Raw genomic sequence first — 24,493 nt, 5'->3', positions numbered from 1 at the left:
AGATAAGTTATCATTTAGTGGAAAGAAAACATGCAAGTATACGGCTGTTGTGAACTGGTTCGTGAGCTTTATGCTCAGATTGGTAGTGGCGATCAAGCTTATATTCCCCAAGCAATTTCATGTGCAGTTAAAGCACTGAACGATGTTGCAGCGGATGAGTCCCTGCCTAAAGAAGTGCGTGAAAAAGCGGCATTTGCTGCGGCAAACCTACTGATTTCAGATTTTGAGGATAAGTAATGAATCTAGCGAACTTTGAATCCATGGATCCTGTCATGCTGATGAGCATTGTGAATATGAAGCTACGCGACGACTTCGGTGGTGACTTAGATAAACTGGTGGCTTTCTTCGATATCGAACGCACAGCACTGGAGACAAAACTGGCTTCTGCTGGTTTTGACTTTCTTCCAGAAGCAGGACAATTCCGTTAACCCACACCATTCTTGGCGGATAACCGAAACGAGAATAACCAACATGAAAAAGGGCTTGATGAGTTACCATCAAGCCCTTTTCTTTTATTCGATAGGCGTCTCGGTTAGCCAAATGAAGCCCAGATGACCGTCGCCACAAGAATTGGACATACAAACTTCACATACACTGGCCATAACTTACCAAACCAACCTTGCGTAAACTCCGGGCAACCTTGCTCAAGCTCTTTGATTTTTGAGTTGCGATTCCATACCCAACCACCAAATAAGCAGAATAAGAGCGCAGCGGTTGGTTGTAGATACTGAGTAGCAACCGTCGCGACCATACCAAATAGAGCACCAAAATTATAAACAATCACCACACTGAACAAAGCAATGAGACCACCTAAAACCCAGCTCGTTGCGCTGCGCTTAGTATTGAAGCGCTCACTCACTAAAGCCACTGGACACTCTAACATTGAAATGGAAGACGTTAGCGCCGCAATCGTCAGCAATAAGAAGAACACAATAGAGAATAGTTGACCAAGCAAACCTAAACTATCAAACATTAGTGGCAATACCGTAAACACTAACGTATCTGAGCTTAAGAGAGAGCCATCTTCTGCATAGATTTGAACGCCCTTTTGCATTGCTACAAACATCGCTGGCATCACCACTAACCCTGCAATGAAAGCAACGGCAGTATCTACCATGGTCACGTTCATCGCCATCTTTGGTAGGTTTTCTTTCTTACTCAAGTAAGACCCGTAAATCAGCATTGAGCAGCCACCGATCGTAAGCGAGAAGAAGCCCTGTCCCATTGCAGCAAGAATCAACTTGCGGTCCCATACCTTTTCAAAATCCGGCACTAGGTAATGTTTCAGACCTTCCATCGCACCGTTTTGCGTCATGATGTAAGCAAATAGCAGAGCAAACAGAACAAACAATGCTGGCATCAAACGTGTGGACCACTTTTCAATACCTTGTTTTACGCCACCTTGTACGATGAGAATCGTCAGTACATAAAAAGTAATGGTTCCGAACAAGTTACGTTCAACACTAAAGCCCTTTAGCCATTGAGTTGCAGCTTCTAACCCCATTAGATCTGTGATTGCACCCAGTAAAAAGCAGATCAACCAACCACCAACAATTGAATAAAACGCTAAGACAGCGCTTGGTACGCTTAAACCAATCCAACCCACAATGCCGCCGAGCTTTTTACCGGTAGGGTTATCTGTGATTGCACGCATACTGTCTACAGGGTTGGCTTGACCATGGCGACCAATCGCCATTTCAACCACCAGCATCGGAAATGCGACGATAAGAATCATCACCAAATAAACTAACAGGAAAGCACCGCCACCATTACTGGCTGCTTGAGTTGGGAAGCCCCAAATATTGCCAAGGCCAACCGCGGCACCTGCGGCAGCTAAGATGAACCCGAGACGAGAGCCAAAATGCTCGCGAGGCTGAGAAGAGGTTTGCTGTGTCATACTACTCACACAAAAATATCATTGAACTAGCTAACTAGTACACTATAGCAATATTCACTATTCAACAAGAGTACCTCGGTTAAATCCTCGACAGTTGAAATAATTTATAGTCATTCAGCTTGTAAATTTTAACGTACATCTCATATTCATCGCTCAAAAGCCTCGTGACTGTTACTCGTTTCACGTGGCTGAATTTTACCAATCCTTCTGCCGTGAAGTGAGCCGAAAAATAATGAGCTCTGGTGTAAGGGACGAACTGTTCCTCGTGATACTGTGTCGAAAAGCAGAATATTGTGCTTCGCTTTTTCCCCCTTAATGTCTATTTATCAGCTAGTTATTACTCTGTTCTCATTTATACCCATGATTCAAGGAGAGGAAAATGAAGGTCACCCTACTTCACGGAGCGATGATTGTAGCACTCAGCGCCAGCTACCAAGCTCAAGCCTATAACTGTCAAAGTCTACCCGACTGGGACAGCACTGCGACTTATACATCGGGCGCTTTAGTAAAAACGCAAGGAGCCACTTATGAGGCTGCATATTGGACGCAAGGCAATGATCCCGTGACCAACTCAGGATCTTGGGAAGCATGGAAAGCGTTAGGGCAATGTGATGGTGGAAGCAACAATTTATCACCAACGGTGTCGTTCTCCTCTCCAATAAACAACGCACAAATTCCCGAAGGCAGTGCGATCACTTTGTTAGCCAACGCAACTGACGAAGATGGCCAAATCACACAAATTGAGTTTGTTGCAGGCAACCAAACCGTTGCTGTGGTAACTCAAGCACCATTCGAAGCTTCTTGGACAGCTATTGAAGGGATCTCGCAATTGACCGCAATTGCGACAGATAATGAGGGAGCTGTTAGCACCACGACGATTTCTATCCAAGTTCAACCACAAGTCGAATTACCGCCACCAAGCATTTCATTGACAAGCCCAGTAGGCACAGAAGTGCTTAATGTAGGCGATAACCTAACCGTAGCCGCTCAAGCTGACGATATTGATGGAGTGGTCACACAAGTTGAGTTCTTCGTAAACAATCAATCTGTCGCCATTGATACTAGCGCACCTTACGAATATCAATGGACCGCTAGTCCAGGTACATACTCGTTCAAAGCACAAGCGACTGATGATACAAACCTCGCAACGATGAGCCAAGAAGTAGCGCTGGTTATTAGTAATTCAGAAACCGGAACGGGCGGATGTGCAGATGCAGTACCTTATGTGGCAGGCACAAGTTATCAAGCTGGCGACCTGATTTCTCACTTCAACCAAAAATATCGTTGTGATGTTGCTGGTTGGTGCTCCTCGGATGCGACATGGGCTTACGAGCCTGGTGAAGGGCTATACTGGCAAGATGCTTGGAGTGGCCTAGGTGCTTGTTCGACACCACCGCAAGTTACCATTACGGCACCAACGGATGGACAAGTCGTGCTCGCTGGCAGCAATAACGAAATCACGGCAAACGCAAGCGATGCTGATGGCACAGTCACGCAAGTTGAGTTTTTTGCGAACAACACCAGCTTAGGGGTCACCACTCAAGCGCCATATTCCGTTACTTGGAACGCCACACTTATTGGCGCTAACCAGCTTAAAGCCGTCGCAACCGATAATGATAACAACACGTCAGAGTCCCTGGTTGGTGTGGAAGTCAGCGATAAAGATTTGGTCGTCTCTCTGACTTCACCAAGCAGCGGTCAAACCGTCGGATTAGGCAAAAGTCTCGCATTAAGCGCCGATGCAACGTCTTTAACTTCAGGCATTAAACACGTTGATTTCATGATCAACGGCTCTATTGTTGCAACCGATACCACAGCACCTTACACAGCCAACTGGACACCAACTGCACTTGGTAACTTTACAGTTAGCGCCCAAGCTGTGGATTTGTCAGGAAGCAATGCACTGTCTGACGCCGCAGCAATAACGGTGGTTGAGCAAGTAGAGAAACGCCATAAACTCATCGGTTACTGGCACAATTTTGTAAATGGTGCGGGCTGTCCAATTCGTCTAGCAGATATGGCAGATGCTTGGGATGTGATTGATATTGCCTTTGCTGAAAATGATCGCAACAGTGATGGCACTGTGCACTTTAATCTATATTCAGGCGATATTTACAGCGATTGTCCAGCACTCGATCCAACACAATTCAAGCAGGACATGGCAGCGCTTCAAGCTAAAGGTAAGAAGTTTGTTCTCTCTCTTGGCGGCGCAGAAGGCACGATTACGCTGAATACCGACCAAGATGAAGCCAACTTTGTCTCTAGCCTAACAGGTCTTATCGCTGAGTGGGGCTTTGATGGTCTAGATGTGGATTTAGAGAGTGGTTCTAACTTAGTTCATGGCTCGCAAATTCAAGCTCGCCTTGGTCGTGCTTTGCTTCAAATAGAGCAAAACATGGGTGGAGATATGTACCTAACCATGGCGCCTGAGCACCCTTATGTTCAAGGCGGCTATGTGGCTTACAGCGGTATTTGGGGAGCTTACATTCCTGTGATAAACGAGACACGCAGCACGCTCGACTTGCTTCACGTCCAGTTATATAACAACGGCGGTTTGCCAAACCCATACCTGCCAGGCAGTGCACCAGAAGGCTCTGTGGATATGATGGTAGCGCAATCTAAAATGCTTATCGAAGGTTTTGAGTTGGCCGACGGCACTCAATTTGCACCATTGCGCGATGATCAAGTCGCAATCGGTTTACCTTCAGGTCCTAGCTCGGCAAATTCAGGGCAGGCTCCAACACAGAATATTATCAACGCACTAGATTGTTTAACCAAAGGCACTTCATGTGGCACCGTTAAACCAGCGTACCATTACCCGAATTATGCAGGAGTAATGACATGGTCTATCAACTGGGATCAGCATGATGGCTTTAACTTCTCAAAACCTGTCGGCGATAAACTCACCGAGATGAATGCGCAATAAGCTATCAAAGAATAAGCGAGTAAAACGCAAAGAGAGCACAATAGTGCTCTCTTTCTTTATCTCATCGAGTTTTTGCTTTTTAATGAGTAATTAAATCGTAAATACTCGGTAATCTTTTAGCTCAGGGATTTTCTTCAACAGATCGTTTTCTTGCCCTGCCATGTCATCCAGCGAATCGCACAAGTCTTCTGCTTGTTGTTCTACCTCTTTCGAATGCTCGGCTAAACGCTCTTCTACTTTCGCGCTGAGTTCAGCCATACTCTCTGATAATGCAGTGAGGTTTATCCCTCCCTCTTCCTTCATTTTTTTCGATAAAGCATCCAACGAACTGGCTAAAAACTCTTTATTGAAGATCTCTTGTGCTTTTGCAAAGTCTTCAGTCCACCCTTGTGTCATAGACTCAAAACTCTCCGCAGGCAGGATGAAATCACCATCTTTGTAGTAACGTGATTCAACATCAGCGAAAAAGTCCTTTACTGCGACTTTTACATTATCAAACGCACCAGGTGCATCGAGGCTTTCCGCAACATCATCAATAATATCATTCGCAAGCGCTAAACCATCACTCGCCAATTGCTTTGCTTGTGGAATATACGCGTTCATTTTTTCGCGATAGTCTTCAATTGCCGCTTTTTGGTCGGCATTGAGTTCAATTAGCTCACCTTTGATGAAGAGGTTGTTATCCTCATCCACGACAGCTTTATCACCTGTCGTTTGGCGAATTTCCAAGCTTTGCCCATCCATACGGACTTCATTATTGATGTCCACACGACACTGCGCTGCATAACCAGTAGCACTGACCATCAGCAATGAGAGTGTAAAAAGCTTTTTCATGTCATTCTCTTTTATTTAACATTACTCGTGTTAAACATAACACTGAGTGATACATGAGATGTCAGCAAATCGTCACGACTTCGTAACAAGTTGTTTTATCTCCTATTTTCACGTCAACCTCATCACCCTCTTCTTTCCCGAACAACGCTCGACCCAGAGGAGATTTGGCTGTTAAGACAAAGACTTCCAGAGTCTGATATTGAACAGTCAAACCACCAGAGCAAGGGCCTACAAAGAAGTGCTTTTCGATCAAATTCTCATCTGCGAGAACAACGTAAGCACCAACACCAACAGGCGCATTCTTAAAGTTACGAGTCACTAAAGAACGATATTGACGCAACTCCTCTTCACTATCTTGAATTCGCATGGCTTGTCCATGAGCAAGATACGCGGCTTCAAGTGCCAATGTATCGTACTTGTGCTCGGGAACAGTTTCTTCATCTGTGGCGGCATCGATAGCTCGCTGAGCCGATGAATGGGCAACTTGAAGTTTTTCTTCCAGATGTTGGATGATAATTTGGACTAAGTCAGCTTTGTTCATACTTTTAGGACGCGCGTTTAGTATTCGGGGTGTGTTAATGTAGCCAAGTTTACCATCAAAGAAAGGTTTCCCTATTATGCAAAGTGACTCGCTGCATCAAACACTTCAATCTGTATTTGGTTTTGACTCATTACGCCAAGGTCAGCAACCCGTTATTGAAGCCGTTATGAATGGTTACTCTGCTGCGGCAATCTTTCCTACAGGCTCGGGGAAGTCACTCTGTTATCAACTACCTGCAACCATATTACCCAACCTTACGTTGGTGATCTCTCCGTTGTTGGCGTTAATGAAGGATCAACTGAGCTTTTTACAAAGTAAAGGAATCGCGGCCGCTTCTATCGATAGCAGTCAAAGTAGAGAAGAAGCACAACAGGTCATGGCTGGCGTGAAGAATGGACAAATCAAAATCTTGATGATTTCTGTTGAGCGACTAAAAAATGAGCGTTTTCGTGAATTCATTCGCCAAGTACCGATTTCTTTGATGGTCATTGATGAAGCGCACTGTATTTCCGAATGGGGGCATAACTTTCGTCCAGATTATCTCAAACTACCGCAATATCAACGTGAACTGAACATCCCACAGTCTTTACTTCTCACCGCAACGGCAACGCCTGCAGTTATTGAAGACATGCAAAAAAAGTTCGATATTTCCAGTGAACATATTACCGTTACAGGCTTCTACCGCTCTAATCTGGATATCTCGGTGATCCCGTGTGAGGAAACAAAGAAACAAGAACAGCTCAGTGAGATCATCGCCTCTTCACCTAAGCTTCCGACCATCGTATACGTGACGCAGCAGCAAACAGCAGAACGAGTAGCAAAGTCATTAATCCATATTGGCATTAACGCTCACGCATACCACGCTGGCATGAAAAGCGACGTTCGTGAACAAATCCAACAGCAGTTCATGGATGGCCAAATTGACTGTATTGTTGCAACGATTGCATTTGGTATGGGGGTCGATAAATCTGATATTCGACGCGTCATTCACTTCGACTTACCCAAATCAATCGAGAACTACGCACAAGAGATTGGACGTGCAGGCAGGGACGGGCAACGCTCGGAGTGCATTCTGCTAGGCAATACGTCCGGCCTAACGGTGTTGGAGAATTTTGTCTATGGTGACACACCAGAATTTACGTCAATTAACTATGTAGTCGAGCAAGCGAAAGAACATGCTCCACAATGGGAGGTAGTGCCACTGCGTTTGTCGCGTGAAAGTAATATCCGCCAATTGCCACTCAAAACCTTGTTGGTTTATTTGGAGCTACATAACGTCATTGAAGCAAAGTACAGTTACTTTGCGGAATATCGGTTTAAGTTTTTGCACGATCAGCAATTTATTGTGAATCAATTTCAAGGCGAGCGACGTCAATTTGTGGAGGCTATTTTTTCCTGCTCACAAAAAGCCAAAGTGTGGTGCCAAGTTGATCTAGAAGCGCTATGGATGAACTATCAATCGGAACGCAGCCGAGTTGTCGCAGCGCTCGACTATTTTCACCAGAACGGCTGGATAGAACTAGAGAGCAAACAACTGACGGACGTGTACTCAGTTATGCCAACCAAACAGAGCTCGGATGTTTTAATCCAACAACTGTATGAACTGTTCCAATCCAAAGAAAGCAAAGATATCGAAAGAATCCACACCATGCTGCACTTGTTCCAGTCCGAGCACTGTTTGAGCTCACAATTGGCGAACTACTTTGCGGATCACGATGCACCAAAGCAATGTGGTCACTGCTCCGTGTGTCGTGGTCACGTCGCCACATTCACAGCACCAGAACCTGAAGATATTGAACAATCTCAAGTATCGATATGGGCGCGGGAGTTTATTCAGCTTTCCCCATCGGCCATCAGTAATGATGCCGTTGCTCGCTTCTTGTGCGGAATCAGCACTCCTTTGATTAGCCAGCTAAAAGCCTCAAAGCTAGCAGGTTATGGTGCAATGGCAAATGTAAGTTTTGAGCAGGTATTAACGCAGGTAGAAACGGTAAGGGCCTAAAAAAAGCTCAATTGACGCGCTTGGTATTCGGGCTTGAGCATCACGTTCAAGCCTAAAAGGCGAATTTCCCGTCCATTTTGGCGTTTAAGAATATCTCTTAGCAAGATCTTGAAGTCCTCAAGCTCTAATTGCGGATGGATGTGCTCAATTGTTGTCAGTTGAAAGTCGGCAAATTTGACTTTAATACCTTGTTTAATAATCGACTTATCTGGGCTTGCACGCTCTAAACGTTTCTCGAGTTCAGGATAAAGTTTCTCCTCAATCACTTGCCAACATTCATCATAGGTTGCGATGTTCTGGCTGAATGTCCTTTCCACACCGACGGACTTTCTCTCGCGCTCAACAACGACTTCTCGATTATCAATTCCATGGCTTCGCTGCCATAAGGAGGCACCCTGACGACCAAACTGCCTCAACAACTCTCGATAGTCACTGTTTTTAATGTCCTCACATCGATAAAAACCGGCTTGGTGGAGCTTCTCAAGACTCACCTTCCCCACACCAGGAATGTTCTCTAGCGGAAGACTATCGATAACCTCTTGGACTTTCTCTGGCGGAATCACAAACTGACCGTTGGGCTTGTTCATGTCTGACGCGACCTTGGCAAGAAACTTTATCGGAGCAATGCCCGCCGATGCCGTCAACCCAAGTTCACTCCAGATATCGCGGCGAATTGACTCTGCGATCAACGTAGCGGAGCCACGGCAAGCTGTCGAGTCCGTGACATCGAGGTATGCTTCATCCAATGAGAGAGGTTCAATGATAGGCGTATAACGCTCAAAAATAGCACGAATCTGCTGAGAGACTTGCTTATATACATGCATTCTACCGGGCACAACCAACAAATGAGGACAGAGTTGCAGCGCGCGCGCCGTTGACATTGCACTGCGAACACCATATTTACGCGCATCATAATTACAGGTGCTAATCACTCCACGCTGCTTTTCATGTCCGCCAACAGCGAGTGCAATGCCACGGTAACTGGGGTTATCTCTCATCTCTACGGCAGCATAAAAACAATCCATATCGACATGAATAATTTTTCTAATTCGATCTGACATAGCCATCAAAGCACTGTTCAAAAAAACAGTATAAATCAAATCTACCTGAAGAGAAATGGGCGTGTTTAAACGAACGTCAATCTCGAAGCATTACGTCCAATTGATCGACCAATTCGGCCCAATCTGCATCTTCTTCGATGGCTTGTTTTAGAAAGTTCGCCTGTGACATCGTCCAAAAGCTAGCTTCATGTAAAGGCGCAGAATCTCTTTTGTGTCGATGTTGATTAATAAAATCTTTCATTTCTTGAGGAGAGCTACCGAGGCCCAGTTGTTGAAATAGCTCAGCCATACCATGTTGATGCATTTCCATACTACTTTCTCCCTACGTTAGCTAAACATAATTATATAACTAAGACAGGAATAATGATGTGATGTTAACGGATGCGTGTCAAACATTTGAGTAGTTGTTCTACTTTTGGTTGACATGTGTTTTTTGATGGCGATAAGTTTAATTTTAGTTATCATTGATTTTAAACAATTAATTTTGGGGACTGCGCTTGAGTAATAAGATTCTGGTTGTTGAAGATAGTCGTGCATTTAAAAACTTTCTTTGCCAAACAATAAGCCAAGCTGGTTATGAGGTCATCGCAGCGGAAAGCTACGCGGAGGCAAAGAACTTGTTATCTTCAGCACAGGACCTCTTCTGTGCGGTTTTAGACTATTGTTTACCGGATGCTCAAGATGGCGAGATTATTGATCTCGTTTTGGAACATGGTCATCGTGTCATTGTTTTAACGGCTCGATTTCAAGAAGACACTCGCGAAAAGATGCTTGCAAAAGGTGTCCTCGACTATATTTTGAAAGACAACATGGCGTCCGTTTCCTATCTATTACCACTCCTCAAGCGACTAACCAACAATCAACAACACAAATGCTTAGTCGTTGATGATTCTCACACCGTAAGAAGACACATCGCCCAACTTTTGGAACATCAATATATTCAAACGTTGGAAGCTGACAATGGGCAAAAAGCCCTAGAGCTTGTCGAGCAAAATCCAGATATCACTCTCGTTTTAACCGACCATGACATGCCCGTTAAAGATGGCATTACTATGGTGCGTGAATTACGTCGGAAGTGGGATAAAAATCAATTAGCCATTCTCGGCTTGTCAGGTAGTAACTCTAAGACCATGACGGCTAGGTTTCTAAAAGCAGGGGCCAATGACTTTTTATACAAGCCATTTAATCAAGAAGAATTTTTTTGCCGTATTCACCAACTGTTAGATATCAAAGACGCAACATCTGAACTGTTTAAAATGGCAAATCAAGATGCGCTAACGGGCTTATGGAACCGCCGCTTTCTGTTTGAGCAGCCCCATGTAGAAAACGCTCAAAGAAACATCGCGATGCTTGATATCGATTTCTTTAAGCAAGTAAATGATACACACGGACATGAGGGCGGCGATGCAGTGCTAGTCATGATAGCGAATATTCTAAAAATCTATTTTCCAAATGATATTGTCGCTAGGCTTGGTGGCGAGGAGTTTTGTATTCAAGCCAGTGGCGACTATGACGGCTTTCTAACACGCTTAGAACAAATGCGACAGCGCATAGAAAAAACGCCAATAACTTATTTGGACAAAAACATTCTTGTGACCGCGAGTATTGGTGTAAGCAACATCGTGGGGGAGCTAGAACAACAAATAAAAGCGGCGGATGAGCGACTTTACATGGCCAAAGAGAACGGACGTAACCAAATCATTGCTTCGTCCTAATGATTATCGATGTAGTCTTGCTCTATAACATGAGAGAAAGAAACAACAAAACACGGTATTAGGCTCTTTCTCGGATATCTGAGTTTTGGTTAGCTGCCTAAAAATAAAGCTCAGCAGAACGCTGAGCTTTATCACTTTCTTAGTACGATTAACCAATACTAAGCAATTCTATCTTTTTCCCACGCCGCCAATTTCTCAGCACGCGCAGCCTCGCGCGCTTCACGTTTTTTACGCGCATCGCAGGGTTCTGGACAATTACACACTTTTTCGATGCCAACTGCCCCTAGGCCACCGCAGCTACCTTTCACGACTTTCTTTTGGAAAATGTATCCGACAGCCATTGCAGTGATTACCGCGACAAACACAGCAAAGGTAATTAGAAATGTATTCATAAAAACATGCTCACTTCTGTTGTTATTTCTTCATGAATGGCTTGTATGCTTCCGAAGCCAACTCTTTAAAACCATCTTCCGTTTTCACAATCATGAAAACAGGAATATTATTTTCGTTCGCAATTGCCATGCCTTTGTCTTCACCTAGCACCATAAGACCAGTTGCAAGACCATCAGCAGTCATCGACGATTTATCTAATACCGTTACAGACACCACTTTATGATGAATTGGTTTGCCTGTTCGTGGATTAATAATATGAGAGTATCTCACACCATTACTCTCAAAGTAATTACGATAGTCACCACTTGTTGCAATTGCCATGTCGCCTGGTTCAATAATTTCTTGAATTGAACGTTCATCAACGGTCGGTTTTTCAATTGCGATACGCCAAGGCACACCTTCACGATTGACACCTTTGAGACGCATTTCACCGCCAACTTCGACCATAAAGTTCTGTACCCCTTCAGATTGAAGGTAGTCAGCAACCACGTCAACCCCCCAACCTTTCGCAATCGTCGATAGGTCGACGTACAAGTTAGGAAGATCTTTGGATAGTGTATTACCATCAACAGATAGGTGGTGAATACCGGTATTTGCTTTGCGAGCAGCGAGTTCTTCATCGGTTGGAACTACATCTGGACGAGCTTCTGGACCAAACCCCCACAGATTAACTAGAGGGCCGACCGTCACATCCAACGCGCCTAAAGTAAGACCGTTAAGACGAATTGCTTCTTTCACTACCGTTGCTGTTTGTGTCGAAACTGTAAATGGCTCGCTCGTTTGATGCTGGTTAAAACGACTTAACTCTGAGTCGTCACGATAGGTCGACATTTGGTCATTAACCTCTTCCAATAAGCGATCAATTTCTGTCTGCATCGCTTTTGGCGTTGGAATACCATCTTGCTCGATATACTTGATGTTGTAAGAAGTCCCCATGGTAGGGCCACTTAAATGAATTTGATCGGCAGGCTGCTCACAGCCAGCCAAAATCAATAGAGAAGCGAATGCAACAAGCCACTTTTTCACTTGTTAACTCCCAATGTTGTTGAATTGATATGGGAAATAGGACCAATCCTTTCAATCCGATTACCTATATCAACTGTTGAGTATCAGTTTTATGTCTATAAAAAATAATGGCTAGCTCTCTTGGAGAGCTAGCCATAGATTCAATCACTTGGAGGAATTAACCACCGAAGTCATCTAGTAGGATGTTTTCATCCTCTACACCTAGATCTTTTAGCATGCCGATTACAGCTGCGTTCATCATAGGTGGACCACACATGTAGTATTCGCAGTCTTCTGGCGCTTCGTGATCACGTAGGTAGTTCTCGTAAAGAACGTTGTGAATAAAGCCAGTGTAACCATCCCAGTTATCTTCTGGAAGTGGATCAGACAGTGCACAGTGCCATACGAAGTTGTCATTCTCAGCTTGTAGCATATCGAAGTCTTCTACGTAGAACATTTCACGCTTAGAACGTGCGCCGTACCAGAAAGACATCTTACGCTTAGAGTGCAGACGCTTAAGTTGGTCGAAGATGTGTGAGCGCATTGGAGCCATACCAGCACCACCACCAACGAATACCATCTCTGCATCTGTATCTTTCGCAAAGAACTCACCAAATGGACCAGAAATAGTACACTTGTCGCCTTCTTTTAGAGACCAGATGTATGAAGACATGATGCCTGGTGGTACGTCTGGGTTGTTCGGCGGCGGAGTTGCGATACGAACGTTAAGCATGATGATACCGTGCTCTTCTGGGTAGTTAGCCATAGAGTATGCACGAATGGTCTCTTCATTAACTTTAGACTCGTAACGGAATAGGTTGAACTTCTCCCAGTCTTCACGGTATTCCTCAGGAATATCGTAGTCTGCGTATTTCACGTGGTGAGCAGGAGCTTCAATCTGGATGTAACCACCAGCACGGAAAGGTACTGATTCGCCATCTGGAATTTGCAGCTTAAGCTCTTTGATGAATGTCGCTTTGTTATCGTTAGAGATAACAGTACATTCCCACTTCTTAACGCCGAAGATTTCTTCAGGAAGCTCGATATCCATGTCAGTTTTCATTGCAACCTGACACGCTAGACGCTCACCTTCACGCGCTTCACCTTTAGTAATATGGTCAAGCTCGGTTGGTAGGATGTCGCCACCACCTGATTTAACTTTTACGCGACACTGACCACATGAGCCACCGCCACCACAAGCAGAAGATACGAATACGCCAGCACCTGCTAGAGCACTCAGTAGCTTACCACCTGGTTGTGTAACGATCGCCAGAGAAGGGTCATCGTTCACAGAAATTGTAATGTCACCTGTTGGTACAAGCTTAGACTTAGCGAAAAGAATCACTAGTACTAGTGCAAGTACGATCAGAGTAAACATCACTACACCAAGAATAATGTCCATTGACTATTCCTTAATTGTTGCGGTTTACCCGACTTACAGTTGAACACCAGAGAAAGACATAAAGCCTAACGCCATAAGACCTACAGTGATAAATGTGATACCAAGACCACGTAGACCTGGAGGTACGTCAGAGTACTTCATCTTCTCACGGATACCTGCAAGAGCAACGATTGCTAGCATCCAGCCCACACCAGAGCCGAAACCGTAAACGATCGATTCAGCAAAGTTGTAGTCACGTTGTACCATGAAAGATACACCACCGAAGATTGCACAGTTTACAGTGATCAGCGGTAGGAAGATGCCTAGCGCGTTGTACAAAGGTGGGAAGAAACGGTCTAGGACCATCTCTAGAATCTGTACAAGTGCTGCAATTACACCGATAAAGGTGATGAAGTTTAGGAAGCTAAGGTCCACGCCCTCAACTAACGCGTTCTCTCTCAGAACTAGGTTGTATACCAGGTTGTTCACAGGAACAGCGATAGTCAGTACTACCACAACTGCAACACCTAGGCCGAAAGAGGTCTTAACCTTCTTAGATACGGCAAGGAAAGTACACATACCTAGGAAGAAAGACAGAGCCATGTTTTCGATGAAAATCGATTTAACTAACAGACTAATGTAATGTTCCATGACGTCCTTACTCCTTCGCTTCTACTTGTTCTGGTTTCAGAATACGGATTACCCAGATAAGGAAGCCGATTAGGAAGAATGCTGATGGTGCTAGTAGCATTAGGCCGTTAGGCTGGTACCAACCACCGTTGCTCACTAGAGGTAGAACTTCTAGACCAAATAGTTTGCCTGAGCCAAATAGCTCACGGAAGAAACCTACAGTGATAAGAACGAAGCCGTAACCTAGACCGTTACCAATACCGTCAATAAGAGATGGTACTGGCGCAGACTTCATTGCGAATGCTTCAGCACGACCCATTACGATACAGTTAGTGATAATCAGACCAACGAATACAGATAACTGTTTAGAGATATCGTATAGGTAAGCTTTTAGCACTTGGTCTACCACGATTACTAACGATGCGATGATTGCCATCTGAACGATGATACGCACACTGTTAGGAATGTGGTTACGGATCAATGAAACAGAGAAGTTAGACAACGCAGTTACAAATGTTACCGCTAGTGTCATTACAAAAGCTGTTTCTAGTTTAGTTGTTACTGCAAGAGCAGAACATACACCAAGAACTTGTAGCGCGATTGGGTTGTTATCCAATACTGGCGCTAGAATGCTCTTTTTAACGTTTTGTGCACTAGACATTAGTTAAGTTCTCCGTCACGAACTTTTGCTAGGAAAGGACCAAAGCCCATATCACCTAACCAGAAGTCAAATGTGTGTTGAACACCATTACTAGTGAGCGTTGCTCCTGATAAGCCATCAACACCGTGCTCAGAACCTTGCGGTGCGCCGCCTTTCACGACCTTAATCGCTGGCTGGTGATCTTCATTGTACAATTTCTTGCCAATGAATTGATCGCGCCATGAAGGGTTCTCTACTTCACCACCAAGTCCAGGAGTTTCACCTTGCTCGTAGTAAGTAATAGCAGACACAGTGTTACCATCAGTTTCAACGGCTACAAAGGCATACATCATCGACCATAGTCCTTTACCGTGCATAGGCAGGATAACTTTTTGGACTTCATCTTGATCTTTTACAAGGTACACCACTGCTGTATTCGCGCGACGACGGATATCAGCTACGTCTTCTTCTGGTGTCAATGCGATTGAACGTTCTGCATCTTTTGATGCTTCACGTTGATCGTACGTAGATGCATTACCCTCAGTAAAGTTACCTGTTTCAAGGTCTACTAGACGAGGTTCGATGTACTCAGCAAATAGCTCTGGTACTTTCTTACCGTTTGCGTCAATGCCTGCAACTTCAACGATCTTTGATTGCTTATCTAGGACAGCGTTAGCTTTTTGCTTATCACGCAGACCTACTGCTGCTGTTGATACGATGATTGAACAAACAAGGCTCAACCCGATAACAACACCCAGCGTCTTTTTAATGCTGTCGTTATTACTTGCCATAGCGTGCTAGTCTCCGCTTGATGTTCTTCTCAATCACTACATGGTCGAACAGAGGTGCGAATAGGTTCGCGAATAGAATCGCCAGCATCATACCTTCTGGATACGCTGGGTTAACTACACGGATCATCACACACATTGCACCAATCAGGATGCCGTACCACCATTTACCTTTGCTAGTAAATGACGCTGATACTGGGTCCGTTGCCATGAAGAACATACCGAATGCAAAACCACCTAGAACTAGGTGCCAATGCCATGGCATATTAAACATTGGATTAGTGTCAGAACCGATCACGTTAAACAGAGTCGATACTGCGATCATACCGATCATTACACCCGCAATGATGCGCCATGAAGCGATTCGCATGTAAACGATCATCGCCGCACCGATCATTAGAGCTAGAGTCGATACTTCACCAATAGAGCCAGGGATGTTACCGATGAACGCGTCCATCCAAGTGATAGGAGCGCCAGTTACTGTGTTAACTAGAGCACCGTTACCACCTTGAGCCCATTGGCTAAGAGCAGTTGCACCAGAGAAGCCGTCAGCTGCAGTCCATACTACGTCACCCGAAATTTGCGCTGGGTAAGCGAAGAATAGAAATGCACGACCTGCAAGTGCAGGGTTAAGGAAGTTACGACCTGTACCACCGAAGATCTCTTTTGCTACAACAACACCAAATGTGATACCTAGTGCCGCTTGCCATAGAGGTAGCGTTGGTGGAACGATAAGTGCGAATAAGATAGAAGTTACAAAGAAACCTTCGTTAACTTCGTGTTTACGCACCATACAGAACAACACTTCCCAGAAGCCACCAACAATAAATACTGTTGCGTAGATTGGCAGGAAGTAAGTCGCACCTAGTAGCATCTTACTGCCAACACCCGCTTCCGCACCGATAGTGCCGCCAAGCATTTCTGTTAGCCAGTAGTGCCAGTTACCTGCGATAACTGTCGCTAGTTGGTCACCAGCGTACATGTGGTTAAGTGCTGCAATAGCTTGGCCACCTGCGTTGTACATACCCCAGAACATTGCTGGGAATACCGCAAACCAAACCATGATCATGATACGTTTTAGGTCAACGCTATCACGAACGTGCGAGCTTTTATTTGTTACGATACCTGGCGTGTAAAAAACTGTTGCTACAGCTTCGTACAGGGCAAACCATTTTTCGTGTTTGCCACCAGGCTCAAAATGATGCTCGATGTCTTCAAGAAACTTTTTAAGAGCCATGAAAATTACCCTTCCTTCTCGATAGTATCTAGGCATTCACGAAGTAACGTACCGTACTCGTACTTACCTGGACATACAAAGGTACACAATGCTAGATCTTCTTCATCCAGTTCAAGCGCACCCAGTGCTTGAGCACTGTCTGTGTCGCCGGCACACAGATCACGAAGCAGCAAAGTAGGCTCCATATCTAGAGGCATTACGCGTTCGTAGTTGCCAATTGGAACCATTGAACGATCACTACCATTGGTCGTCGTTGTCATATTGAACAACTGACCTTTGAATACGTGACCAAGGAAAGAGCGAGTTACCGAGAACTTATTCTTACCAGGCATTGCCCAGCCAAATAGTTCTTTTTCACGGCCTTCACGTAATACAGAAACCTGTTGATGGTAACGGCCAAGGTATGCGTGTGGACCAGTTGCATGTGTACCTGTTAGTACTGAACCAGAGATCACACGAACTTCGCCAGGCATCAGCTCGTTATCTGTTAGGTCATCTAAGCTTGCACCCATTACGGTACGAACTAGACGAGGGTTATTCACAACTGGGCCAGCTAGAGACACAACACGATCTGTGCATAGCTCACCAGTTAGGAACAGCTTACCGAACGCGATAACGTCTTGGTAGTTGATGCTCCATGCCACATTCTCTGCATTTACTGGGTATAGGAAATGCATGTGGGTGCCAGCAAGACCTGCTGGGTGAGGGCCATCGAAGACGTGTTCTTCTACGTTAGACTGTGAAGAGCGTGGCAAGCTAGTGCCAGATTTACATACGTAAACCTTGCCTTCTGTCAGGGCTGAAAGAATGTCTAGACCAGCAATGAATGCTTCTTGTTGCTCATTAATGATCAACTCAGGCTTAGCTGCTAGTGGATTAGTATCCATTGCAGTTACGAAAATAGCCTTAGTAGAAGACTCGATTGCAGGAACCTTGCTAAACGGACGAGTACGTAAAGCGGTCCATAAGCCAGAGTCAACCAACTGAGTCTTGATCACTTCACGATCTAGACCTGAAAGTTGAGCGGCTTCGAACTTATCAAATGTCACCTGCTCTTCACCTGCCACTTCAATCACTACAGATTGAAGGACACGTTTAGCGCCACGGTTAACTTCGATCACTTTACCGGCTGCTGGTGCAGTAAATTTCACGCCTGGGTTCTTTTTATCTTCAAAAAGAACTTGCGCTTTTTTCACTTCATCACCAACGCGGACATGCATGGTAGGTCGCATGCCAACGTACTCTTCGCCAAGCAAGGCGACTTTTTTGATGGTCTTACCATCATTAATCACCTGGGATGGAGTTCCTGCGATAGGAAGATCCAAGCCCTTCTTTATTGTAATCATACGCACTTGCACTACTTTTATCGGGAAAAAGATTCTTTTGATTGCGTAACTTTTAGACACGACATCAGTGTCCGGTTTTGATGTTGTTTTAAACATCAAAATCGCAACATCCTATTAAAAATCTCGTCACAAGGAATACGCGAGATTTATCAGGTGCCGTAGTCTAGCATTTTTTAGGAACTTGATGCCATGATCAATCATTAGAATAGAGGGGTTATTTCGGTAGAATCAGGTCTAAAAGGTCAAAGAATAGTCATAACTTTGACCCATCGCACAAATGCCATATTCCATACATATCTTATGGAAAAGTGATATTCATCGCCTGAAATATTCTGCAATTTCCATTCATTTGTTGAAACACTGTTAACACATTTTTTAACCAGAATTTGTGCCACGTTAACGTCCCTAAAGAATGTAAAACGAAAAAAGATGGCCTTAAGCCACCTTTCTCTGCACCTTTATATCTTGCGTTTTTAGTGACCGCCACCCATACACATCGGGCTATCAGGGGCGCCATCTTGTTCACGCTTCCACTCTTCATCAGTGTATGTATGAATAGCTAATGCATGAATCTGGTTATCCAGTTCATCTGCCAAAATTTGATGAACTTGACGATGGCGCCCAATCAAACGCTGTCCCGCGAACGAATCACTCACAACAATCACTTTGAAGTGACTCTCTGAGCCTGGTGGCACATTATGCATGTAGCTCTCATTAATGACTTTGAGATAGCTGGGTTGCAGCTCACTGTGTAGTTTCTTCTCTATGATTTCTTGGATCATATTCGTTCCTCATTGATGCGAATTCCATAAGTATATACCTAAGTAAAGCAGACATGCATCACTCAAACGTCACTCTCATTATTGACGCACTTTGTAGACATATTGTCTCAAGGCGCTCGACTCCATGAACATGCCTAGAGAGCAGCCATCACTGAACTCGTAAAATTTGACAGCTTTTTGTATCTCGACACGTCATCATTTGCGACAATAACACTTAATTTCTAAATCAACTTACATTTAGCTATGAAAACCGAACTGAACCTTCACGAGCGAATCTTAACACTTCATCGTTTCCCAAAACGTAGTAACGAAACGCTACAAGCGTGGGATGCCGGTGATGAGTATCTTATTAATCATGTTGAAGAGCTTGCTTTGCCAGACAATCAAAACATCCTCGTGATTAATGACAGCTTTGGTGCCCTCTCCTGCTGGTTTTCGGAAAAGCACCATGTAACGCTAATGAGTGATTCATTCATCTCACATAAAGGTGCACAGCAAAATCTCGAGCAAAACCAGTGCAATAAAGTAGCGTTTGCCACCACGATGGACCTCGTTCCTGCCAATATTGATCTCGTCTTGCTGCAACTGCCCAAAAGTAACCGCCATCTAGTGTGGATACTAAGCCAATTAAGAAAGGCGCTACCGGCTTCCTGCCCCGTCATTGCAGTCAATAAAGCGAAAGACATTCATACTTCGACGCTAAAACTGTTTGAAAAATACTTAGGCGAAACAAAAACATCTTTGGCCTGGAAAAAGCACAGATTGGTGTTTTCTCAAGCAACAGTTGAGCCTCCGATTGAAGTAATGCCTTTCACGACTTGGCGCGTTGATGGCGAAGATATCGAACTCAAGAACATGCCAAATGTCTATTCAGGAGAAAGTTTAGATTTAGGTGCACGCTTTATGCTGCAGCACCTGCCTCAAGACCCTTCGATAGACAATGTCATCGACCTCGGCTGCGGCAATGGTGTTCTGTCTGTTAAATTTGGTCAGTTGAATCCAAATGCTCGGCTAACATGTGTTGATGAAAGTTTTATGGCGCTTGAATCAGCAAAACAGAACCTACGCGACAACCTTGGTGAAAATAGAGACATACAGTGTATAGCGAACAATTGCTTGGACGGTTTTAAACACAGCAGCAGCTCTATGGTTATGTGTAATCCACCGTTTCATCAACAACAGGCAATCACCGATCATATTGCTTGGCAAATGTTCTGCGATGCTAAACAAGTATTAAGTGAAAATGGCCGTTTACTGGTTATCGGAAATCGTCACCTCGGGTACGACGCAAAACTCAAACGTCTGTTTGGCGATAAAAATGTGAAACTTATCGCTTCCAACAATAAGTTTGTGATTTTACAGGCTACAAAAAATCCTGCTAAATTAAGCGCAATATAAGCTTTAGCAAAATAGTTAAAAGGAATAATAAAATGAGAAAATTGGTACTTGCGGCTTCGGTTGCGTTGCTTGCTGCGTGTTCAGCCCCTCAACAACCTCAGCTGAACCTGATGCCAGAAAGCACATTGAGCACCAATCCAATTGTTCAAGGCAAGACTTACAGTTTGACCAGCAAAGATGTACGTGCAGCGCAGTACGTGGCGTTGGTGGATAACGGCCGTTCGAACATTCTTCCTCTTCATGCTAAACAGAATTTACGTATTGCGTTAGAAGAAGCATTAGAGAAGCAATTCTCATCTCAAGGTTTCCATGCGGATCTAAACAGCAACAACGCGATTGAATTGAGCGTTCAAGAAGCGTTGGTCAACGTGAAGCATTCGGTGATGGAAAATGAGATGGATGCTAAAGTTGTGCTGGAAATCACAGCAGAGACACCTGAGGGCAAGCTAGTCAAAACTTATACAGGTACAGCAAAGCGATCTGGCACATTGAGTGCTTCTGATGCCGATATTGAAGAAACATTGAATGATGTGGTGACATTAACGCTTAAAGAGATTGCCAATGACCCTGAGCTTCGTCAATACATGCAGGAGCGTTTCTAATGTTACGCAAAGCGATTCTGTCTTTAGCATTACTCAGCTGCAGCGTTTGGGCTGGGCCAAAAGTAGCGTTTGAAACGACCCTTGGTTCATTTACGGTTGAGTTAAACGAAGAGAAAGCACCTATCACTGTCGCTAATTTTCTGAAATATGTAGAAGATGGGAGCTACGAAGGTACTATTTTTCATCGTATTATCCCAGGCTTCATGGCACAAGGTGGCGGCTTTAACCAAGATATGCAGATGGTGAAAACATACGCGCCAATCAAAAACGAAGGAAATAATGGTCTAAACAATGACCGTGCTACCATCGCCATGGCACGAACCAATGCACCAAACTCTGCAACTCGTCAGTTTTTCGTCAACTTAGTCGACAATGACTTTCTCAACTATGGCGCTCGACCACCAGGTTATGCTGTATTTGGTGAGGTTACTGAGGGGTTCGACGTTATCCAGAAAATGGCTCAGCAGCCGACCACGACGGTAGGCCGAATGCGTGATGTACCAGAGACGCAAATCGTCATCACCAAAGCTACACTACTTAAATAGCCAAAACGATAAGCCCTTTGAATAATCGAAGGGCTTTCTCTTTCAACGGCTTCATTTTATTGGATTGATTTATGTCTTCATTACCTTCCATCACTTGGTTGGAAACGGTAAAAAGTTACCTCGATAAACGACTCATGTGGGTTTTCATGCTGGGCTGCTCTAGCGGCTTTCCGTGGGTTCTTATCGGTTCAAACATGTCAGGTTGGCTAAAAGATGCCGGCTTGACCCTCTCCGCAATTGGCTATTTTGGTAGCGTTTTTGCGGTCTATGCGATCAACTTTCTGTGGGCACCTCTGGTTGACCGCGTGAAGCTGCCAGTCCTCTTTAGACTGCTGGGGCAAAGACGTAGCTGGATTTTCTTTTGCCAAAGTATCGTACTCGTCGCTACCCTATTTATTGCCGGCGTTAATCCAGCGGAAAACTTGGTGTTTGCGTCACTACTCGCCTTGTGCATTGCAACGGCTTCAGCGACACAAGACATCGCAATTGATGCTTTTCGTATTGATACTTTCCCAAAGTCAGAAGAGTCTAAACTGCCTCAAGCTTCTGCAATGGCGGTCATTGGCTGGTGGACAGGTTATTCACTACCGGGTTATTTAGCGTTTGTTAATGCTGACAGTGTCGGTTGGAATGGTGTGTACTACGGGATGGCGGTGATAGTCGGCATTCTAATGGTCTTTACGATTTTAGTCGGTGAACCGAAGACTCAACGCGAACAACTTCAGTCTGCCGCTGAACAACGCCACAAAGAAGTGGTTGGTTCAAAAGTCGTAGCTTGGTTTACCGTGACTGTTGTAGAACCTTTCCTTGATTTCTTTAATCGCAATGGCGTCCGTGTCGCGATTACTCTGTTGCTGTTCGTTTTCCTATTTAAAATTGGCGAAGCGTTTTTGGGCAGGATGTCGATCGCGTTCTATAAAGATATTGGTTTTAGCAATGAACAAATTGGCTATTACTCCAAACTGATCGGTTGGGGAGCCACCATCTTCTTTACTTTTGTCGGAAGCATGTTCAACGTTAGGTTTGGTATTGTACGTGGATTAATGATCGGCGGTATTGCGATGTCTGCCAGTAACTTGATGTTTGCTTGGATTGCTTCGGTAGGCCCAAACGAGCACTTGTACTTAGCCACGATTATTGTCGATAACTTTACGACTGCTTTCTCAACTGTCGCTTTTGTTTCATTTTTGACGATTCTAACCGGGCAAGCATTTTCGGCAACTCAGTATGCGTTGCTTGCCTCTCTAGGAAACTTCGGACGGACGACTCTTGCTTCTTTCAGTGGCGAGCTAGTGGATTATCTCAATGATTGGAGCACATTCTTCGTGCTTACCGCTGTCATGGTCGTGCCAAGCTTGATTATGTTGTACTCGCTACGACATTACTTTGATGCTCTATTGGAAAAAGCACGTCACAAGCATTAACGAAACATATAAAAAACCACCGAATTCGGTGGTTTTTGTTTTGCGAGATATAAGATAAGAGGTCTATGGGTATAACCCTTTACCAAACATATTAAATATACGTGCCACGCCTTGAGTAAAGATCATCGGCTCAGTCAATACAGTTAAACACAAGCAGTCTTCTCCGGCCTTAGTGTAAGGGCTGTGCTTCACTGATGCGTCTCTAATCATCAAATCGCCCTCTTCATATTGGCCATCCTCGTCACTAAATCCGCCATGTAGGATCAATGTAGACTCCAGGCCTTTGTGCGTATGTTGAGGGATTTGCACATCTTCCCCGATGTACATTAAGCTGACACGAGCGTCTTCCCCTAGATCAATCTGAGCACTGAAAACCTTGCCTCCGTAACTTCTCCATGACCCTACGAGGTCAGAGAAACGCGCTAAGGTTTTAGGAAGAGCGAAGCTTTTTCCTGCCACATTAACAGCAGCAGAGTCGCGGATCACGATGTTATCAGTCGCTGGCTCCGCGTTGATGATGTCATTGAACATGTCGTCAAATTCAGAAACATACTCAGAAGGTATGTCACTTACGATGTTCGCTTGACTTGCTTCGACTTGGTTCACATAAGCTCGGCACTTGGTGCATGTTTCTAAATGGGTTGCGACCACAAGACCAGAAACTGCATCAATGCTTCCCGAAGCGTATGCTTCTAACAAGCTGTTATCTGGGTGTTTGTTCATAGTTGCTCCGTATGCATTGAATGCCTTAGCTTTTCTACTGCAAGCCTCAGCCTGGATTTTACGGTACCGAGGGGTATATCAAATAATTCCGCGACCTGTTGATGAGGTAGCTCTTCAAGATATACCGCTTGTAAAACATCTCTTTGGTTTTTCGGTAATATATCTAAAAACTTAACCACCTGTTCTTTCAACATATCTTGCTCTGGTGAATAGTGATCAACAAGATCTGGTGGATAATACTCTGACGGCCAAATGTCATCAGAATGAATGTGTAATTCCTTACCTTTCTGTTTTCTCAGCAGATCAAAACAAAGGTTTCGGATTATGGTATATATCCAAGTCGATAACGCGCTCTTTTCACCATCATAGAGGTGCGCTTTCTGCCAAACTGTCGCCATGGTCTCTTGCACCATCTCCATAGCAACTTGCTCATTACCAACATGTTTGTAAGCGAATTGCTTCAGCTTGGGTGCGTAAAAACGGAATACAAAAGCGAACGCGTCTTTATCTCGAGCTTTCACTTTGTCCATGTAATCGTTCCAATCACTGCGCCCCAGTTTTTTTGGGCTATCACTCATCATAATCGGCCTTAATTTTAGGGAGGAGTCTCCTCCTCCCATTCG

General features: G+C 44.5%; 25 protein-coding genes. 9 read left to right on the top strand and 16 right to left on the bottom strand.

Annotation, left to right across the window (positions count from 1 at the left end):
• Nucleotides 1–30 precede the first annotated feature (30 nt).
• A complete protein-coding gene (locus R7P67_RS09360; RefSeq protein WP_005391765.1) occupies nt 31–237 on the top strand; it encodes a YaeP family protein in 207 nt (68 codons plus the stop codon).
• Nucleotides 237–428, top strand: coding sequence for a DUF4250 domain-containing protein (locus tag R7P67_RS09355; RefSeq protein WP_005380289.1), 192 nt, complete (start codon nt 237–239; stop codon nt 426–428). Before R7P67_RS09360 ends, R7P67_RS09355 begins: the two co-directional genes overlap by 1 nt.
• A gap of 104 nt (nt 429–532) precedes the next feature.
• On the opposite strand, the gene R7P67_RS09350 is transcribed toward R7P67_RS09355, so the two are convergent.
• The gene (locus tag R7P67_RS09350) at nt 533–1,897 is read right to left on the bottom strand and encodes a sodium-dependent transporter (protein WP_262592478.1); all 1,365 of its coding nucleotides are present in this window, start codon (nt 1,895–1,897) and stop codon (nt 533–535) included.
• Between the two features lie 379 nt (nt 1,898–2,276).
• Between R7P67_RS09350 and R7P67_RS09345 the strand changes: the two genes are divergently transcribed.
• The gene (locus tag R7P67_RS09345; protein ID WP_318085940.1) at nt 2,277–4,823 is read left to right on the top strand and encodes an Ig-like domain-containing protein; all 2,547 of its coding nucleotides are present in this window, start codon (nt 2,277–2,279) and stop codon (nt 4,821–4,823) included.
• Nucleotides 4,824–4,913: 90 nt separating this feature from the next.
• Here R7P67_RS09345 and R7P67_RS09340 read toward each other — a convergent pair whose 3' ends face one another.
• Nucleotides 4,914–5,657: a YggN family protein gene (locus tag R7P67_RS09340; protein WP_005380283.1), complete on the bottom strand. Its 744-nt coding sequence runs from the start codon at nt 5,655–5,657 to the stop codon at nt 4,914–4,916.
• 61 nt (nt 5,658–5,718) lie between these two features.
• Entirely contained in the window at nt 5,719–6,198 is a 480-nt protein-coding gene (locus tag R7P67_RS09335; RefSeq protein WP_005380280.1) for a GreA/GreB family elongation factor, read from the bottom strand.
• A gap of 76 nt (nt 6,199–6,274) precedes the next feature.
• Between R7P67_RS09335 and R7P67_RS09330 the strand changes: the two genes are divergently transcribed.
• Nucleotides 6,275–8,200 (top strand): ATP-dependent DNA helicase RecQ, encoded by a 1,926-nt coding sequence (locus R7P67_RS09330; protein WP_005380279.1) that lies wholly within the window; start codon nt 6,275–6,277, stop codon nt 8,198–8,200.
• On the opposite strand, the gene dinB is transcribed toward R7P67_RS09330, so the two are convergent.
• Complete coding sequence (gene dinB, locus R7P67_RS09325) at nt 8,197–9,261, bottom strand: DNA polymerase IV (RefSeq protein ID WP_395229712.1); 1,065 nt, start codon at nt 9,259–9,261, stop codon at nt 8,197–8,199. The genes R7P67_RS09330 and dinB overlap by 4 nt on opposite strands.
• Nucleotides 9,262–9,337: 76 nt before the next feature.
• Entirely contained in the window at nt 9,338–9,571 is a 234-nt protein-coding gene (locus tag R7P67_RS09320; protein WP_005380277.1) for a DUF2789 domain-containing protein, read from the bottom strand.
• A 187-nt stretch (nt 9,572–9,758) separates the two neighbouring features.
• On the opposite strand from R7P67_RS09320, the gene R7P67_RS09315 reads away from it, so the two are divergent.
• Nucleotides 9,759–10,976 carry a response regulator gene (locus tag R7P67_RS09315; protein ID WP_226083485.1) on the top strand — a complete coding sequence of 406 codons (1,218 nt, stop codon included), beginning with the start codon at nt 9,759–9,761 and terminating at the stop codon, nt 10,974–10,976.
• A 158-nt stretch (nt 10,977–11,134) separates the two neighbouring features.
• Here the strand turns inward: R7P67_RS09315 and nqrM are convergent, their stop codons facing one another.
• The 9 genes from nqrM to bolA form a co-directional block, all read right to left on the bottom strand.
• Nucleotides 11,135–11,368: a (Na+)-NQR maturation NqrM gene (nqrM, locus tag R7P67_RS09310; RefSeq protein ID WP_005380273.1), complete on the bottom strand. Its 234-nt coding sequence runs from the start codon at nt 11,366–11,368 to the stop codon at nt 11,135–11,137.
• 22 nt (nt 11,369–11,390) lie between these two features.
• On the bottom strand, nt 11,391–12,395 hold the full coding sequence (locus tag R7P67_RS09305; protein WP_005380272.1) for an FAD:protein FMN transferase: 1,005 nt from the start codon (nt 12,393–12,395) through the stop codon (nt 11,391–11,393).
• A gap of 157 nt (nt 12,396–12,552) precedes the next feature.
• Nucleotides 12,553–13,776: an NADH:ubiquinone reductase (Na(+)-transporting) subunit F gene (gene nqrF / locus R7P67_RS09300; RefSeq protein ID WP_005380271.1), complete on the bottom strand. Its 1,224-nt coding sequence runs from the start codon at nt 13,774–13,776 to the stop codon at nt 12,553–12,555.
• 33 nt (nt 13,777–13,809) lie between these two features.
• Complete coding sequence (nqrE, locus tag R7P67_RS09295; RefSeq protein WP_005380270.1) at nt 13,810–14,406, bottom strand: NADH:ubiquinone reductase (Na(+)-transporting) subunit E; 597 nt, start codon at nt 14,404–14,406, stop codon at nt 13,810–13,812.
• 7 nt (nt 14,407–14,413) lie between these two features.
• On the bottom strand, nt 14,414–15,046 hold the full coding sequence (locus R7P67_RS09290; RefSeq protein ID WP_005380269.1) for an NADH:ubiquinone reductase (Na(+)-transporting) subunit D: 633 nt from the start codon (nt 15,044–15,046) through the stop codon (nt 14,414–14,416).
• Nucleotides 15,046–15,816: a Na(+)-translocating NADH-quinone reductase subunit C gene (locus R7P67_RS09285; protein WP_005380267.1), complete on the bottom strand. Its 771-nt coding sequence runs from the start codon at nt 15,814–15,816 to the stop codon at nt 15,046–15,048. Before R7P67_RS09285 ends, R7P67_RS09290 begins: the two co-directional genes overlap by 1 nt.
• Nucleotides 15,806–17,050 (bottom strand): NADH:ubiquinone reductase (Na(+)-transporting) subunit B, encoded by a 1,245-nt coding sequence (locus R7P67_RS09280; protein ID WP_005380265.1) that lies wholly within the window; start codon nt 17,048–17,050, stop codon nt 15,806–15,808. The genes R7P67_RS09285 and R7P67_RS09280 overlap by 11 nt, the downstream gene beginning before the upstream one ends.
• Nucleotides 17,051–17,055: 5 nt before the next feature.
• Nucleotides 17,056–18,396: a Na(+)-translocating NADH-quinone reductase subunit A gene (locus R7P67_RS09275; RefSeq protein ID WP_005380264.1), complete on the bottom strand. Its 1,341-nt coding sequence runs from the start codon at nt 18,394–18,396 to the stop codon at nt 17,056–17,058.
• A gap of 473 nt (nt 18,397–18,869) precedes the next feature.
• A complete protein-coding gene (gene bolA, locus R7P67_RS09270) occupies nt 18,870–19,178 on the bottom strand; it encodes a transcriptional regulator BolA (protein WP_025768234.1) in 309 nt (102 codons plus the stop codon).
• A gap of 243 nt (nt 19,179–19,421) precedes the next feature.
• Here bolA and R7P67_RS09265 point away from each other — a divergent pair, with 243 nt between their 5' ends.
• The 4 genes from R7P67_RS09265 (at nt 19,422) to R7P67_RS09250 (ending at nt 23,147) form a co-directional block, all read left to right on the top strand.
• The gene (locus tag R7P67_RS09265; RefSeq protein WP_213973331.1) at nt 19,422–20,576 is read left to right on the top strand and encodes a methyltransferase; all 1,155 of its coding nucleotides are present in this window, start codon (nt 19,422–19,424) and stop codon (nt 20,574–20,576) included.
• A 32-nt stretch (nt 20,577–20,608) separates the two neighbouring features.
• Nucleotides 20,609–21,178 (top strand): YajG family lipoprotein, encoded by a 570-nt coding sequence (locus R7P67_RS09260; protein ID WP_005380259.1) that lies wholly within the window; start codon nt 20,609–20,611, stop codon nt 21,176–21,178.
• Nucleotides 21,178–21,723 carry a peptidylprolyl isomerase gene (locus R7P67_RS09255; protein WP_005380258.1) on the top strand — a complete coding sequence of 182 codons (546 nt, stop codon included), beginning with the start codon at nt 21,178–21,180 and terminating at the stop codon, nt 21,721–21,723. The genes R7P67_RS09260 and R7P67_RS09255 overlap by 1 nt, the downstream gene beginning before the upstream one ends.
• A 71-nt stretch (nt 21,724–21,794) precedes the next feature.
• On the top strand, nt 21,795–23,147 hold the full coding sequence (locus tag R7P67_RS09250; RefSeq protein ID WP_005380257.1) for an AmpG family muropeptide MFS transporter: 1,353 nt from the start codon (nt 21,795–21,797) through the stop codon (nt 23,145–23,147).
• A gap of 63 nt (nt 23,148–23,210) precedes the next feature.
• Here the strand turns inward: R7P67_RS09250 and R7P67_RS09245 are convergent, their stop codons facing one another.
• Both R7P67_RS09245 and R7P67_RS09240 read right to left on the bottom strand, forming a co-directional pair.
• Nucleotides 23,211–23,870, bottom strand: coding sequence for a ChrR family anti-sigma-E factor (locus R7P67_RS09245; protein WP_005380256.1), 660 nt, complete (start codon nt 23,868–23,870; stop codon nt 23,211–23,213).
• The gene (locus R7P67_RS09240) at nt 23,867–24,451 is read right to left on the bottom strand and encodes an RNA polymerase sigma factor (protein WP_005380255.1); all 585 of its coding nucleotides are present in this window, start codon (nt 24,449–24,451) and stop codon (nt 23,867–23,869) included. The genes R7P67_RS09245 and R7P67_RS09240 overlap by 4 nt, the downstream gene beginning before the upstream one ends.
• Nucleotides 24,452–24,493: the final 42 nt, after the last annotated feature.

The organism is Vibrio sp. Vb0937, assembly GCF_033338855.1.
Note: the sequence above shows the minus strand (reverse complement) of the source record. Positions and strands in the feature narration are given on the sequence as shown.